The organism is Limosilactobacillus sp. (assembly GCF_022651205.1).
In the GTDB taxonomy this organism is placed as follows: Bacteria; Bacillota; Bacilli; order Lactobacillales; family Lactobacillaceae; genus Limosilactobacillus.
Window position 1 is genome coordinate 1 of the sequence record NZ_JALCQI010000012.1, and the last position, 16,275, is coordinate 16,275.

At 43.9% G+C, this 16,275-nt stretch carries 13 protein-coding genes and 1 pseudogene; 1 reads left to right on the forward strand and 13 read right to left on the reverse strand.

The window, feature by feature from the left end:
* Positions 1 to 868, reverse strand: an 868-nt coding sequence (locus tag LKJ51_RS03895) for a cation:proton antiporter (protein ID WP_291980114.1), incomplete at its 3' end; no start/stop codon positions are given.
* A gap of 162 nt (positions 869 to 1,030) precedes the next feature.
* Here LKJ51_RS03895 and LKJ51_RS03900 point away from each other — a divergent pair.
* Positions 1,031 to 2,434, forward strand: coding sequence for a C69 family dipeptidase (locus LKJ51_RS03900; protein ID WP_291979807.1), 1,404 nt, complete (start codon positions 1,031 to 1,033; stop codon positions 2,432 to 2,434).
* On the opposite strand, the gene LKJ51_RS03905 is transcribed toward LKJ51_RS03900, so the two are convergent.
* From LKJ51_RS03905 to secY2, 12 genes and pseudogenes are all read right to left on the reverse strand, one after another.
* A complete protein-coding gene (locus LKJ51_RS03905) occupies positions 2,395 to 3,288 on the reverse strand; it encodes a transporter substrate-binding domain-containing protein (RefSeq protein ID WP_434737675.1) in 894 nt (297 codons plus the stop codon). The genes LKJ51_RS03900 and LKJ51_RS03905 overlap by 40 nt on opposite strands.
* A gap of 18 nt (positions 3,289 to 3,306) precedes the next feature.
* The gene (locus tag LKJ51_RS03910; protein ID WP_291979809.1) at positions 3,307 to 4,047 is read right to left on the reverse strand and encodes an amino acid ABC transporter ATP-binding protein; all 741 of its coding nucleotides are present in this window, start codon (positions 4,045 to 4,047) and stop codon (positions 3,307 to 3,309) included.
* Between the two features lie 17 nt (positions 4,048 to 4,064).
* Complete coding sequence (locus LKJ51_RS03915; RefSeq protein ID WP_291979811.1) at positions 4,065 to 4,742, reverse strand: amino acid ABC transporter permease; 678 nt, start codon at positions 4,740 to 4,742, stop codon at positions 4,065 to 4,067.
* Positions 4,723 to 5,382, reverse strand: coding sequence for an amino acid ABC transporter permease (locus LKJ51_RS03920; RefSeq protein WP_291979813.1), 660 nt, complete (start codon positions 5,380 to 5,382; stop codon positions 4,723 to 4,725). The genes LKJ51_RS03915 and LKJ51_RS03920 overlap by 20 nt, the downstream gene beginning before the upstream one ends.
* A 306-nt stretch (positions 5,383 to 5,688) precedes the next feature.
* Positions 5,689 to 5,874, reverse strand: a complete 186-nt coding sequence (locus LKJ51_RS03925) for a hypothetical protein (RefSeq protein WP_291979902.1) — start codon at positions 5,872 to 5,874, stop codon at positions 5,689 to 5,691.
* Positions 5,858 to 7,201 carry an accessory Sec system glycosylation chaperone GtfB gene (gene gtfB / locus LKJ51_RS03930; RefSeq protein WP_291979903.1) on the reverse strand — a complete coding sequence of 448 codons (1,344 nt, stop codon included), beginning with the start codon at positions 7,199 to 7,201 and terminating at the stop codon, positions 5,858 to 5,860. The genes LKJ51_RS03925 and gtfB overlap by 17 nt, the downstream gene beginning before the upstream one ends.
* Entirely contained in the window at positions 7,194 to 8,729 is a 1,536-nt protein-coding gene (gtfA, locus tag LKJ51_RS03935; RefSeq protein ID WP_291979904.1) for an accessory Sec system glycosyltransferase GtfA, read from the reverse strand. Before gtfA ends, gtfB begins: the two co-directional genes overlap by 8 nt.
* A gap of 20 nt (positions 8,730 to 8,749) precedes the next feature.
* Positions 8,750 to 11,116 carry an accessory Sec system translocase SecA2 gene (gene secA2, locus LKJ51_RS03940; protein ID WP_291979905.1) on the reverse strand — a complete coding sequence of 789 codons (2,367 nt, stop codon included), beginning with the start codon at positions 11,114 to 11,116 and terminating at the stop codon, positions 8,750 to 8,752.
* On the reverse strand, positions 11,113 to 12,015 hold the full coding sequence (asp3, locus tag LKJ51_RS03945; protein ID WP_291979906.1) for an accessory Sec system protein Asp3: 903 nt from the start codon (positions 12,013 to 12,015) through the stop codon (positions 11,113 to 11,115). The genes secA2 and asp3 overlap by 4 nt, the downstream gene beginning before the upstream one ends.
* A 4-nt stretch (positions 12,016 to 12,019) precedes the next feature.
* Positions 12,020 to 13,534, reverse strand: a pseudogene (gene asp2, locus LKJ51_RS03950) (accessory Sec system protein Asp2).
* A gap of 8 nt (positions 13,535 to 13,542) precedes the next feature.
* The gene (gene asp1 / locus LKJ51_RS03955; RefSeq protein ID WP_291980115.1) at positions 13,543 to 15,063 is read right to left on the reverse strand and encodes an accessory Sec system protein Asp1; all 1,521 of its coding nucleotides are present in this window, start codon (positions 15,061 to 15,063) and stop codon (positions 13,543 to 13,545) included.
* 2 nt (positions 15,064 to 15,065) lie between these two features.
* A complete protein-coding gene (gene secY2, locus LKJ51_RS03960) occupies positions 15,066 to 16,259 on the reverse strand; it encodes an accessory Sec system protein translocase subunit SecY2 (RefSeq protein ID WP_291980116.1) in 1,194 nt (397 codons plus the stop codon).
* Positions 16,260 to 16,275 lie beyond the last annotated feature (16 nt).

The window sequence follows — 16,275 nt, forward strand, 5'->3', positions numbered from 1 at the left end:
TAAGGTCTAGACGAACTCCGGTCATGATAAAAAAGATCGGAATGAAGAAGCCGTAACCAATTGAGGTCAGTTTCTCCTGGGTTGCTTCGCTTGGTTCCAGAAGCTTCATTACCATTCCGGCTAAGAAGGCTCCCAGAATGTTTTCCGCCCCCACAGTTTCAGCGACCGTCACAAGAGTGAAAATCAGGAAGAACGCCAAGCGAATGTCAAGCTGGGTCGTCGCCTTTGAAACATTATTAAACCAGACATATGGCTGGCGGAACCGCCGTAAAAGAATGATGGCGGCTAGGAATAGAAGAACGATTAACCATAGACGCCCAGCATTATGACCATAGATTGAAGCATAGAACGTCAAGGCTAACATTGGGATGACTTCACCAAGGACTGCTGTCAAGAGGATCGTTTGCCCCATTGGCCGACCTAAAATTTCTTTTTCCTTTAGTGTCGCGATTACAACTCCCAAAGCAATGGTTGAGAAGAGGATCGTTGCTAACAAGACATCGGTGAATAAGCCGAGGAAGTACAAAATAATTCCCAGAACAAGTGCCGTAATGACAACACAGGTGAAACTCATCGCTGCCATCGAGACCGGTGACTTAGAATCACGTTTTTTCTGCCCTGGAGCCTTTTTAAATAGGTCAAAATTAATCTCCATTCCGGAAAGGAACATCAACAGGATCACCCCTAAGCTAGAAAGGAGCGTCAACGATGATGTTTCATGAACAATGTTAAGGGCACTCTTTCCGATCAGGATCCCGACAACAATTTCTGCAACAGCGGTTGGAACGCTGGAGACCTTGAACCTGGCCATCGCTATCGGAATAATAAGTGCTGCTAACATCACAATAAGCATTGATAGTTGTTGCATAATTTACCTTCTCCCACGAAAAAAAATAATCATTCTATTATAAGATCTTTTTCTGCTAAACGCCAAAGAATATTAATTGTTAGCGCTTACTATTTGCCTAAGCGGTGTATAATTGAAGGGAGAACACGGGAAACATAAAATTAATAAAAAGGGGTTCTTAATATGCCAAACAAATTATCCGCTTGTACGAGTATTTTGATTGGAAAAAAGGCAAGCATTGACGGCTCAATTATGATTGGTCGAAATGAGGACGCTAAGGCTGCCTGGCCAAAGCACATGGTAATTCACCCACACGGTGCGGTACCACAAAAGTTTGTCTCAAAAGAAACTAAGCTAGAAATCGATCTGCCAGACGATAGTGCTCGGTACTCCGCCACTCCAGAATGGACTGATAAGTACGGGCTATTTGAGGAAGACGGGATTAATGAATACAACGTCGCAATGAGCGCGACCGAAAGTGCTTATTCTAACAGCCTCGTCTTGGGTGCTGATCCACTAGTAAAGAACGGCTTAAACGAAGAGGCGATGGTAACTGTTGTCTTGCCATTCGTAAAAACCGCCCGTGAAGGAGTCTTACGCCTGGGGAGTTTAATCGCCAAGTACGGAACCGGTGAAACTAACGGGGTCTTGTTTGCTGATGATAATGAAGCCTGGTATTTCGAAACTGGTACTGGTCACTACTGGGTTGCCCAGCGAATTCCTGATGATTGCTATGCCGTTGTTGCTAACCAACTAGCAATTCAAGAAATTGATTTTAACGATCCAGATAACTTCATGTTCCACCCTGGAATTCAAGACTTTGTAGAGAAGAACAATCTGAACCCTGACCCAACGACCTTTAATTTCCGGAAAATCTTCGGGACTGCAGACCGCTCTGATGCAATATACAGCGAACCACGGGTTTGGATTGGTCACCAAATGTTTAGTCCTAAGCAGGCAACGGGTGAAACGCCAGAATCAACTGAGCTGCCATTCTTAATGAAGCCTGACCAACTATTATCAATTAGCGATGCGCAAAACTACCTCAGTAACCACTATGAAGGAACCGAATTTGATCCCCTTACCAGTAGTCCAAACGCTCATAAATACCGTCCAATCAGTCTTGCTAAAACTCAGGAATCACATGTACTACAAACCGGAAGGAAAGGACCTGACGTTCACTGGTTAGCAATGGGGGTTGCCAACGAAAGTACCTATGTCCCATTCTTTAACGGAATCACCAAGCTCCCGGCTGCTTATAGTCGTGGTAAGTTGCCAGCTCAACTGAACTCGGCTTACTGGATCTTTAAGCACGCCAGCGTTCTGGTTGACAGCCACCTTCATGACTTCCTTCCACTTCTTCGTGATGTTCAAAAAGAACGGAATAGTGCTGCACAACAGTTAATCCGTGAAACAGACACAAAGGCTCAATCACTAACTGGCGATTCACTAACCAGCTACCTAAATGACCAGAGTGATAAGTTTGCTAACGATACCCTAGCTGCTTACCGGAACTTAGCAATGGAATTGATTACTAAGATGACGGACTATTGTGAGCTGAACTTTAAGACGGATGAGAATCTGTAGGAACTGCTATTAGTTGATTTAAAAAGACCAAGTACACAATCAATGAGGTTGTGTGCTTGGTCTTTTTCTACTGCAACATAGTTTAAACGTGCTTCGTTCAACTTGGTAATTTCCTTGTTACTCCAGTTGAGGAGAGACTTGTTACCCTTTTTAACGGCTGGGGAGATGTATTGCTTAGGACCAATGCTCTTGATACCAACAGTGTACTTTGGATTATTCTTAACCCAAGCGTAAAGGTAGGAGTTATCGTCGGCAAGGGCTGCGGCACGGTTATTCTTTAAGGCGTTGAATTGTTGAGTCTTGGAATCAAACTTCAATAGGTTAACGCCAGGCTGCTTACTGGTAAAGTAATTTTCAGCAGTGGTTCCCTTAGTTACGATCACCTTTTTACCCTTCAATTGGCTAACCTTGGTAATGGCCTTCTTCTTTGGTGAAACGACACCAACGGAAACCTTCATGTAAGGCTTGGCAAAGTCAACGACCTTTTTCCGTTCTGGGGTAACGGTAAAGTTAGCTAACACAATATCAGCCTTATTGGAGTTTAAGGTATCAACCCGGTTATTAGCGTTAACCTGAATGAACTTTGGCTTAACACCAAGATCCTTAGCCATCCGCCGAGCTAATTTAACATCATAACCTACTCGCTTTCCGTCCTTGTTAACCCAACCATATGGTGGTAGGTCACCGAAGACAGCTACTCGAAGAGTACCACGCTTCTTGATAGCACTCACTGAGCTAGAATCACTAGCTGCGTTGGCGGTTGCTGGCTTTAAATAACTAGAACCAGCGAGTAAAGCAACCGCTCCGGCAACGGTAACGGCACCAGCAATAATTTTCTTCCAATTAAACTTCATCATTTGATCTCTTCCTTCCTAAAATTCCATGCTTGACAAGAACTCAGCAGCCCGTGCTGTTTGTGGGTGTTCAAAGAACTGCTTCCCTGGGGTATCTTCGAGGAGTTTTCCGTCCTCAAGGAATAGGACCCGATCTGCAATCTGCGCGGCAAAGTTCATTTCATGCGTCACAATAATCATCGTCATATGGTCCCGATCCGCCAGTTCCTTAATGATTTCCAAAACGCCACGAACCATTTCTGGGTCAAGTGATGCGGTCACTTCATCAAAGAGCATTAGTTCAGGGTGCATCGCTAATGCCCGGACAATCGCAATTCGTTGCTTTTGTCCACCAGATAGTTGACGCGGATAAGAGTTCGCTTGGTCAGCCAAGTCGACCCGTTCCAACAGTGCCATTGCTTCCTTCTTAACCTCTTCACGGTCCCGCTTCTGAACCTTTGTTGGTGCTAGCAAGATATTATCCAACACGGTCAGGTTTGGGAAAAGGTCATAACTTTGGAAGACCATTCCAATCTGCTGACGCAACTTCTGCCATTCCTTTGGTGTGGGTTCAACCTTTTCACCCTTAAAGTAGATATTGCCATCCTTAAACGGCTCCAATCCATTAAGGGTCCTAATCAACGTACTCTTTCCTGAGCCCGATGGACCCAGCAAGGTAACAACTTCACCCTTTTGAAGGTCAAAGTTAATGTCATGAAGGGCTTGCCAATCACCATAAAACTTATTCAAATGTTCAACTTTGAGAATCTCTTCTGCCATAATACCACCTGCCTAAATTAATCCTTTTGCTTTGCGGTTAAGTGCTTTGCCCATAGTGATAATGGGTAATCGACAATAAAGTAGAGAATGAAAATCAAGCCATACACCCAGAAAATTCCTGTTGGGTGTGTTTGGTTGTTTGCTTCAATAATCTGTTGACCAACATTAATGACATCCATAACACTAATCATTAATAAAAGTGAGGTTGTCTTAATCACCCGGGTAGCCAGGTTAATCGTTGCTGGTAGTTCAAGCTGGATTGCTTGCGGTAACAAGACATAGCGGAATAGTTGCCATTGGTTTAACCCTAACGCTTGTCCAGATTCTCGTTGGTGTTTTGGAACGGATTCAAGCGCTCCCCGGACAATATCGCTAAACTCTGCCGCTACCCAAAGTGAGAAGGCTAAAACGGCCATCCAGGTAGCTGGCATGTTAATGTTAAACTGCCGCGGGAGAATGTAATAAACCAGGAACAGGAGAACAACAGTCGGGACGATCCGGAAGAACTCTAAGTATAATAGGAGGACAAAGCGAATCAACCGACTTCTTAGTGTCCGCAAAAGGCCAAAGAGCGTTCCCAGTAGCAAGCCAATTGCCAGCGAAACAAGGGCGATCCATACCGATGTCCACAAGCCACCCATCAAGCGAGCAAAATTGGTTCCTTCAAAAAGAACACTAATTCCCGAATGCGCCATACCGAACCCTCCTTTCAAGCCAGTCAAGCAGTAAGATTACCGGAATTAAAATGATTGCGTAGGCAACGACCAAGACGAATAAGTACTCGTTTGATCGGTAATACATCCCGATTAAATCCAATGCCGTGTTAGTCAACTCTGGAATTGCAATCACGGAGAAAATTGAAGTTTCCTTAATCAGGAAGATAATGTTTGCCGCTAAGGCTGGAACGCTTAACGAAAGCCCCTGAGGAAGAACGACATAACGGGCAAGCTGGAACTGGTTCATCCCCAATGCTTCACCAGCATCAAGTTGGTTTTGACTAACACCATTAAAGCCACCAGTAAATCCTTCTGCCATGTATGCCCCACCGAGGAAAATCAAACCAATGATCCCACAGGTTTCGGCAGTCATTTTGATTCCCATCACTGGAAATGCGTAATACAAGAAAAATAGCTGAATTAATAACGGGGTATTCCGGGCCACCTCAACGTAAACGTTCAGGATTTGTTTTAGAACGGGAACCCGAAAATACTGAACTAAACTGGTGATAATTCCAACAATAATTGAGCCGACAATCCCAACTAATGAAAGCCACAGGGTTAATTTAAATCCCTGAACAAAGTTGGGCAAGCTCTGCTGGATAATCGTCCAATCCATATAATGATCATCCTCTCTTTCCTACCGCGAAAACAAAAAAGCTTACAATTCAAATCCAGAATTGTAAGCCTAGTTATTCAATGAGAAGGCTAAGGACCTTCGTCACCTATTAATTTACTAGAGTACAAATTACTGAATTTTTACCACGTCAAAAAACTTGTTACAAACAGTGCAACAAGCAAAACAGCATTCTTTTGACATGATAGTATTCAGCATTCTCTGTACTCCTTTCGCGATTGATTAACTAAATTTTACCTAATAATAAGCAAAAGTCAATAGTTTATTGCTAACTTTTTGTAAGTTCTACTAAAAGATACTGACTAATGATGTCAGCAGGACAACAATCAAGATAATTCCCATGATGATTTTAGCGGGACTAAATTTTTCCGGCTTCTTAGCATAGGCCTTCCGGTGCTCCTTTTCAACGTGATTCAGTCGATCGAGAGCATGTTTTTCGACCATTGACTCATTTTCTTTATCTTGCTTTGCCATTTGTCAACTCTCCAATCACTTTCTTGTACTGTTCCACAGTTGAATCATTTGCATGTTCACGTTGGGTATCAACCAACTTCTTCATTAAGGCTGGTTTGAGCAATGCCGTCAGGATTGTTTGGGTCATTTCCCGAACCTGTCCCTGCTCGAAAATATTTTGTGGGGCAACAAATTGCGGTTCGTGAAGGGTATCCTTGAAACCTAAGATCAACATGTTTTGCTCAAAGGCTGCCCGAACACTGTCAAGGATTTCACTCCCCTGATTAATATCAAGGTAAATATCGCAGTCCTGCAACAGCTTTAAAGCACGCTTCCGGCTAACGTTAGGGTAAACGTTGACATTGTCGCGTTCACCAAAGGCTAAGAGCTTCCCAGACATCTCAGTAACCGCCGCAATCTCAAACTGAATATTTGGCATTGCCTGAACCAATTCATTAAGGTGATCGATTTGATCAGAATTGGTCATAATCAGGATCCGTGGCTGTAACTTATTACCACGTGGGTGCGGGTAAATCATCCCTAGATAGTGAAGATCCGTAACGTTTCCTAGATTTTCAGGGAACAGTTCACGACGCCGAATCCAGTCACGGTGACGTTGGAAAACAATGTGCTTAGTCCGCGTCTTGGTATCAAGCAGGTACCGCATATTCCCCGGAATTTCTGTCCCAGTGTCTTCGTTCCAGAACAAGGTATCACTACCGCCGGCTGGTAATTCATCAATCACCCACAGTGGGTAACTAAGTGAGTTATAGAAGACATGGTCAAGATTATACTTCCGCAACTGGAGGTAGAAGGCAACGAACTTTGGCAATGAGGTAAAGTGACGGTGAATCCCCTTAGTATCCAAGAAAATATCGTCCGCCTCAATATTCCATTCAATCACGACTTTACCGTGGTTATCAAAGTACTTCCGGTACGTTGGCTGGTTGCTTTCATAATATGTCTTTGCGAACAAGTGTCCATGATTATTGTAATGGTCAACCCATGAAGTAAGACCAACATCGTCAAGCCAGTGAACTTCCTTAACGAAGCGGGAATTATTCGTTGCACTATATACTATCCGGGCTTTCAAGTGATCCAGGTCAAAGATCCGTCCACCAGCACCTGTACTTAAGATTCGCCAGTAATAAGGAATCTTGAGCTGATCAAAGTATAGTGGATCGTGATGATCGTTTAAGTTACAGAAATACTTAAATGGTGAATCAACATCGTCCGGCAAGAAGCCATCATCAATCATTGCTACTGACGGAATCTTGATCTTCGCCGTCTTTTGTGAAAAGAGAAAGTCTCGTGAACTTCCATCATATTTTTCAAATAGGTTAATCATTCTTTAATTCCTCCAATAGCTTTCCCCAACGCTTTGCAACGTTATCAGTAAGGTATGGCTCAGCCAAATCGTATGAACGTTGAATAAACTTTTCTTGATCAGCCTTAGTAAAGAGCTTAACAACCGCATCAGCTAGCAAGCCAACTTTCTTATCATCGCTCCAATCCTGAGTATATGGCAAGAGGTAACCGTTCTTCCCATCATCAATAAAGGTCTGGTTACCGTACGGAACATCAAACCCGATCATTGGTAATCCTGAGCCAACCGCTTCCAGGAGACTTAGACCGAACCCTTCACTCGTTGAACCAGCAATATAAGCGGCATAGTTCTTATAAACTTCGGTAAGGTCGTGCTGCCCCATTAACCGGATATATGAACTGGCATGGTTCTGATCAATTAAGTTCCTTAGCCGGCCCATTTCGCCACCCTGACCATAAATATTAAGAGTAACATCTGGAACACTTTGGTGAGCCTTCGCGACTGCCTTGACTAACCAATCAATGTGCTTTTCGGTTGCCAACCGGGATGCGGTAATCAGTGAATGAGGCTTCCGGGGCTTCGTTGGCTTGGTTAACTTCTGCAGGTTACCAACCGGAATCGTCGTCACATCTGGCTTAACATTCTGGTATTGTTTAAATTGCTTTTTCAGCAAGTCACGTTGCTTGTCCGTTGCCACAATGAAACTAGCAACCTCCCGAGTATGGGTAAATTGGTATTCGTAGAAGTTATTCCATAAAACGGTCTTCTTATTTGTGTAGTGATCATCATAGTGGTCAGCGTGAACAACAAATACCAACTTAGCAGGATTGTGGTATTCAAAAATCAATTGACCATTGATCAGAACATTACCGTCGTCTTCCCGGTCAAGGATAATGACATCATCCTTAGTCAGTTTCAACCGCTTTAGCATTTCACGGTAAAGTTCGTTCTTTGAATAATAGATTTGATCAGGAAATTCAAAGATTTCGTTCTTCCCCCGTGGGTGTTGGGTGTAGGCAATTCGCCCATCCTCGTTATAAAAGTCCCGGTGGGTAACATGGTTGTTATTTGAAGTGCCACTATAATATTCAGTAGCGTATTTCGTGTACGAATAGAAGTCCCGTTTGACCATTACCCCATTAGCAACGTACGAAACCTGATCGATCGTCTTCTTTTCTTTGTCATGGAGGCGAACGTTAATCGCTAATCCCTCATCATCAGCGGTATAGAACAGGTTTTTACCACCGTTAATTTCTTCTTTATCAAAATGCCGTTCTTTGAGGTTAATGTCCTTTTCAAACTTACTTAACGGATAGTCTGACGGAGCAATTTTAACGTCGGTGAAGAAGTTGTAAAACCAGATAATTTCATCATCGGCATAACCAAGGTTCTTGGTTAAATCCTCAATATTGTTGGCCAGGATTAAGTCCGAAAAGATGAACTTAGCTGGCACCTTTAATTTGCGTAGGGATTGAGCACGGTAAGCCTGGGCGTATTCTACACCACTGCTTGCCCAGCCAATTCCAAGATTGACATTGTATACAGTCATTTACTCGTCCTCCCGTTTAACTAGTTGAAACTAACCACTAGTTGGTTCTTCTTATTTAATTTAATCCGACTAAGCAGCAAGTTATCAACCGCTTTCTTCCGTGCTTCACGAAGCATGTCCTTATATGAATCAAATGCTTTAACTTGATAAATATACCCGGGATCACGACCAGAAAGTGACCATGGTTCAACAATAATCCGTAAATCATTCAGGTAGTTAACCTGGTCTGTCCAACAATGATCAAGGGCAGTTAGTAATGCTGAACGGTAAAACTGGTTTAGCTGCTCCGTATTAATTAATGTCTTGTATTTTTCCTTTAAGATGTCGGTACAAAGGCCTTCAAGGTACTTCTTTAACCCCTTCCGGTTATACATTAAGTTATCCGGAACACGAACTTCTTTATAAGTAAAGTGCTCGTTAATCAGGTGTTGTAACTGACTTGGCGTCCATTCGGTCTGTGCGTTAAGGAAGTCATCAATTCCTTCGCTCAGCCAATTACCGACCGTCCGTTCAAGGCGGGCATTATTCATTAACTTAGCCCGTTCCTTATAGAACTGCGTCCGTTGGATCCGCAAGGCCACTTCATACTTATTCGTCTTTTTCCGTGAACGAACTTCGCCGTCCGCAACCCGACTCTTTAGCATTTCTAGACTTAAGCGAATCCGGGGACCACTAAGTTCTTTTGGCATTGCTCCCTTGCGCCGCTTTTCAACCAGTTTCCGGTACATCTTCTTGAACCGCTTGGTACTTGCCTTAGCGATATAGCTATCTTCCAGTGAGATATAGAACTGACTCGAACCGGGATCACCCTGTCGACCGGCACGACCAGCAAGCTGTAACTTCACCCGCTCTGGCAACATTTCTGTACCAATTACCGCAAGGCCACCCTTTTCCTTCACACCGGGGCCGAGTTTGATATCAGTTCCCCGCCCGGCCATGTTGGTGGCGACGGTTACGGCACCCGGTTGACCGGCATCCTTAACGATTGCTGCTTCACGGGCAATGTTAAAGGCGTTCAGGACGTTGTGCGGGATTCCCCGGTCAAGAAGAAGTTCAGAAATAATTTCAGAATTTTCCACTGAACCAGCGACAAGCAGAATTGGCCGCCCTGCCTTATGAAGAGTAATGGCATCATTAAGGGCCTGCATTAACTTTTCTGAAGTCGTCAGGTAAATTTTGGCTGGGTAATCCTTCCGAATAACAGGTTTATGGGTCGGAATCTGAACAACTTTCATGTTGTAGACGTTAATAAATTCGTCTTCATCACCCTTAACGGTCCCACTCATCCCCGAGATCTTATCAAAAAGACCGAAGAGACTTGGGAACGTAATTGAGGCCGCAGTCTTTTGGTTATCGGTTACTTTAACGTGTTCCTTTTGTTCAACAGCCTGGTGAAGCCCGGTGTTAACCTTAACCCCGTTCTTCAGCCGACCATCGGTTTCATCCAGTAAGACAACCTTCCCTTTTTCTACCAGGTAGTCATGACCGTTCTTCATGAAGTAGTGAGCCCGCATCGCCAAGGCAATGTGACGGTAAACTTCCCGACTTTCATCATCATAAAGGTTCCGGATCCGGAAGTATTGTTCAGCCCGCTGGACACCGTTATAGGTCAGCCAAATAGCCTTGTCTCGCCGCCGAACAGTAAAGTCTCGCTTTGGTACCAGTGTCCGTACAAAGTCGTCACAGAGCCGGTATAAGTTTGATTGCAACATTGGCGCACTAGCAACAACGAATGGTGACGTGGCTTGATCCAAAAGGACATCATCCACTTCATCAATAATAACGTAGTGGTATGGACGAAGGTATTGCCCCTCCTTGTTCGCAGCCAAGTTATTAAAGAGGTAGTCAAAGGCCAGGTTACTAGCAGTGGTGTACAGGATATCGGAGTTATACCATTGACGCTTTTCCTGTGGACGAACCTTACGATCGGGATCATCCTTAGGGAAGCCGGTGCTTACAGTTAATCCCATCCACTCGTAAACTGGTGCCAGTTGTTCCTCATCACGCTGTGCCAAGTAGGCATTTGGTGTTACCAAGATTGCACCCTTCCTACTTAGGGCATTCAGATAAAGGGCAAGGGTCGCGGTAAGGGTCTTCCCTTCGCCGGTCTTCATTTCAGCGATATATCCCTGGTTAAGAACGATCGCACCCATTACCTGTGTATCATACGGGAACATTTTTAGGACCCGCAAGTCAGCTTCACGCATTGCGGCAAAGGCCCGTGGAAGAATCTGATCAACGGTTTTCCCGTCAGCAAGCTGCTTTTGGAGAATCTTAGTTTGGGACTTCAATTCTTCATCACTCATCTTACGCATCTTGGGAGCCCACTTGTTGACCTTCCGCAATTGCCGTTTGATCTGGTGACGTTCAAAAGCATCAAGAATCATTTAACTTTCACTCCTCCCCATAAGCCATTGATGGCGTGCGTAATTGTGATCCAGTCCGGATCGATTAGGTCGGTCTTACTCCATTCAGGAATATCCCGACTTGCGTATATTTCGTAGTCAATGTGTAATTTGTCATCCTGCGTATTTTCAGTTAGCAGTAGTTGCGTCTTCGGGCTTGCCTTATGAACCTTCCGTAACTCCTCATCCAGATCTGCTGACGTGCTGATCAGGTGTGCATAAAGCTGGTTTTTCTGTTCAATCCAGTGCACCAGCGTTTCTGCCAAATCACCATCATACTGCCAACCAATGCTAATAATCTGCAACGGAAGACCATTGAGCATTTTACCGACAGATTCCCAAGTCTTTTTTACCCGCTTTGGATCGTGCATTACAACAATATTAATTGGCTGATCCGAATCATTATTGACTGGCTTATGAAACCATAAGTCATCGTGGACCTTCCGTGGTAACTTTGCAGGACAAATTTCGAGTCGCTTAAATTGCATACTGGTACACCCCGTATTAACTAGGCTAATCTCGTAGTGAACCGCTCCGACAGGAAACGTAAACGTCTTCTCTAAATTGTGGAACTCAAGCCGACTAATTTCATCCCCCTGACCATTAAAAAAGACGATCCGGGTAAAAAATCCTTGAGCCGGTTCAGATGATGCTTTTACCGAAACACGGTAACGCTGGTTAATCCGGAGTAATGGTAACTGCGGAACAATTTTATTTGCCTGGAAATTATAAACAGAACTCCACTTAATGATATTCTTTCCGGGCACCATCAGTGGGTTATTAAAGTCTACTTCCCTTTTGGCGGAAATCGTTACCTTGGAACCGTTGTAATAAGTATTCCATGCTGGTCCCCAATATACTTGGTTAATATAATTCTGCATCTTATTAGCCCTTCCTGCCAAAATCATTTTGCATTAGTTCCTTAAGCCGACTAACAAACCAGCTAACAACTTCTGGATCATCATTGTGTCGACCAGGGAACCCTTTATAAATAAATTGTCGAGCCTTTTTGACTGCCCGATTATTTGCTAAATCGTGGTACGCCAAATTATCGTAATCGTCATCTTTCATGTAGGCAATGAATAACTTAGTGTTGGTTAAATCACACTCAGTAAAGTCCTCCCAGAAAGTCTGGTCAATCATGTTTAGATCAGCAATACTTAGCTTCTTTGTTAATTGAGAATCAACATCAAAGATCGTATCAAATTCATCAGGCCGGTGAAGGCGTCCCCGAAGTGCAACATAACCCAAGTTAGTAATTGGCTTAGAAACAATGATTGCATGTGCTGATAATTCCGCACCGTACTTTAATGCCGGGTAAGTCCCCATTGAAATACCGTTCATTACTAATTGATCCTTAGTAAAGCCAAGCTCCTTCAAGTGGGATACGATCTTTTCTTTGATTAGCTCAGAAATCTTTGGTCCCGTATAGAACTGACCAACTTCTAGTCGTGGATCAGTAAACAGTAATGATGGTGCATGAACACTCCTGAATAGCGGATAAGCTTCAAAGCCTTCCAATTCACGAGCACCGGAGAAGTAAACATTCAGTGGTGGCTTAAGATCACCAGGATTGTAATAGACACCAACCTCTTCCCGGGTTTGTGGATCGACAAGGCGATCACCACCAACAATGTAGTTACCAACACCCCGCCGTGACCAACGAAGGTGAAGGTTACCGAGAACTAGCACCCCTTGACCACATGCCTCAAGCTAAACATTGGTTAACCGTCCAGCTTCTTCAGGTGATAGTGGTAATTCTTGCTCCTGTGGTGAATCCATATCGATAATAAATGATTTTGCAGGGTCACCATCCCCACCAAGCGGACTATAAAATGCCCGAAGCCGGAGATGGAGATCGTCAGTACTCTGTTGTTCAAGCCAGAACTTGATAACCCGTTCTGGATCGATGTAGAGGGATGGTCGGTAGTTTCCCAACGACCGCCACTGATCCTTAGTATCAACATTCAAGATCAGGTGCCCTTCGTCATGAAACTGCATCTCTTGGACACACTGGTCATCAATCATTAAACTTTGTGGGGATACCCGCATTCCTGACTGACCAAAGTAATACTTACTTGGTAAGTCATTAATTAACTTTTGTGGTTCTTCGTTAACTGGCTTGGCTAATTGGAGACGAAGGTAGGTTTGTCCAGCGAGACTGAGTTGTTCACGAGCTTCAGGGACATATAACACCGTATAAGGATCAGATAGCCACTGAAGCTTTGCCCAGTCCTCGTCACTGAGTTGGACTGCACCCGTAACGATTACAACCGTATAACGGTGTGGTTTCCCGTCACCCGTTGGTCGGGGATACGCATTATGTTCCCATTCAACACTGTCCGGAACCGCATAGTCAGCTGACCAATCGCTCGGTCCTAATTGAAGAACATTCATCATCTCTCACCTCACTTTGCCGTAACTCGTTGCCAGACCTTAAGCATGTTTTCCTCTGAATATTGGTTAAGCATCTGAACATCAAACGTCAATGCGGTATTCCAATTCTTCAGGTTATCAATGTAATAGCTTAGGGCCGCTGGTAATTGAAGCATATTCTCGCAGATGAAGCCGTTCTTGCCATTTACAATCGCTGCTGTTCCAACCTGACGAATCTGAGGAATCCCGACATTGATCGTTGCCATTTGCAAAAAACTGTCTGGTCGTTCTCCCCAATCAATGACGACCCGAATTTTATCAAGGGCGCTCATCACATCATTGTTGTTAGTCCAACGGTGGACCCGAATTTCAAGCTCAGGTGTCTCATCCTGTTCATCAGGGACGACCCGCTTGAGCATTGGCCGTTCTGGCTTTAGCTTAAATTCTCCCCGGTGGGCATCTTTTAACTCTTCAATTAGCTGGTTTGCTAACTGTTCTTTTTCACTAGTGTAGGCAAATAGGTAAAGTGCCTCACCCTTTGGATTTTTAAGAAGCCGCTGGTAAATCAACTCAATAATTGGTCGCAGCATATTAGGATCAACATCTTCAACAAAGACCCCGATTCGTTGCTGAAGGATCCGTTGACTATGACCAAGCTTGAATTGGGATGGGAATAATGGGATTACACCGGTCTGAATAGCAACCATATAGGTCTTCTTAAGTAGTGCAGAGGTTTCTTCTGAATCAACGAAGACACCCTGGTTAGCTTCACTCCGTATTGCCTGAAGGGTCTTCTTAAATGGGTGCCAATTGCTAACCGAGTACACTGGACGAAGCCGTGAAAATGTCTCGTTCTTAACCGTTGATTGATCATCCATCGTTACTACCAGGTTATCTTCCTTATGCAGATGATTGATAAATTGCGTTTCAACAATCTCAGAAATCAAATCCTTCATTTGTAAATAATGAAGATGCTTAGTAAATCTTGGCAAATCAGGGTTAACTTCTACTTCACCACTGTGTAAATGATGCTTTAACCGCCAGTGTCCCTGCTCATCATAATAAGTGTTAAGAACTAACTGGTTATTTTCTAACCGCCGTTCACGTGAGATGAAGCCCCGACTATCAAAATCAAGGATCCGGTCAACCTTTCCCTGCTGGTTAGCATACTGAACCGTTAAAATTTTCCCCTGGTTGTCAAAGGTTACCTTAGCATAGAGCTTATCCTTGTGAACTGCATAGACCCGAAAGGCAGTGTAATTAAAACTAATATCATCAGGCCAGTTCAGATCCCGAAGGCTAACGATCCTGCTTGCAAGGTGGTTGATCCCTTGTAAGTAATCAAATACGGAAAAGATTTTTGAAGGTGCTAGTGCCATCTCATTTAACTTTGTCATCAATTGAGGTTGGTAGTCGGTTACAAGCAGGCCAACCCGATTTTGCGTGTTCTGTAATAACTGCATATGACTTGTGGCATCATCAAAGGCGATTTGAGGAATAGTCGTGGCCCAGTCTTCCATCAAATTATGCCAAGCTGGTACTAAATAATCCAAAATTATCCCTCTTTCTTCATTAGTTTCTCGTAACGACTTGGGAACAGAAGGGTTAACAACTGATCCTTAATTCCCGTCATAAACATAACCAACATAACAATGTTCATTGGAATGACCGCAAATCCAGCGAACTTACCAAGAAGCTGGTTCCCCAGAAGACCAAGAGTCAGCTGAATAGCATTAAGGAAGGCACCCCAAAAGGAAACCCGCAGCAATTTTTGTTTAAGGTAATCCTGAGTTGGCTTCCCCGGACGGATACCGAGAACATAGTTATTACTGTTCCGTAATTGCTTTGCCTGTTCCTTAGGGTTGAATTGCATAAACGCAAAGAAGTAAAACAGACCAAACGCCATCACACCACTGACCAGAGCATCGAAGTAGACGTTAGCAAAGATCGAATCTTTACCAAGGAGGCTCCCGATTAAGGTTGGGAACATTAATAGGGCCATCCCGATCATGTAAGTCATCATTGCCCCAGAGTTAAGGCCAATCGGAACAATGATCGGCTTGGAGCTACTTGGCATTGAGGTATTGATCGTTTTAACTGGGTAATATGCGTGTCCAAAGGCATTCCAAAAAACAATTGCAAGGATCCCAACAAGGACTAGCGCAATAATCCACAAATCTGGATGGGATAAAGTGCTAATCCCCTTAATGGCTTTTTTGAGGTTTGGCAGAGACATCGTGACCATGTTAAACAGAACGATCGTGATCGTCCCACCAATACCAAACTCCATATTCATGTACCCCATCCAAACAACGAACAAGCTCCCGGCAGTTAGAATAATAATTACCGCGATTGCCTGTAAAATATCTGAAGTCAGGTGGAGACCAATAACCAGTGTAACGGCCTGAATTAGAGTCAAGATCAGTGTCACAAATTGCTGAACAACCATCATTTGCCGCATTGATAACGAGTCAAGGCTGAAGAGCTTCATCATCATTAATAGTTGCATAATCAACATCGCAATCATTAACGGGTTCAGCCCGATCATGAATAGTGACAGTTTTTGGAAGTTGGCACCACTCATAAAACTAACAACACTTAAGGGAGTATTGTTTAGCAAATGGTGAAATGACTTGGTAAATCGTGCAAACGGAACCGGAATTGATGATCCGAGCATGTAAACCAGTAATGTTAGTAACGTCACTGCCACCCGGCGACGCAAGTTAGACAACTGAGATGTTTTTCGCATTTTTCACACGCTTTCA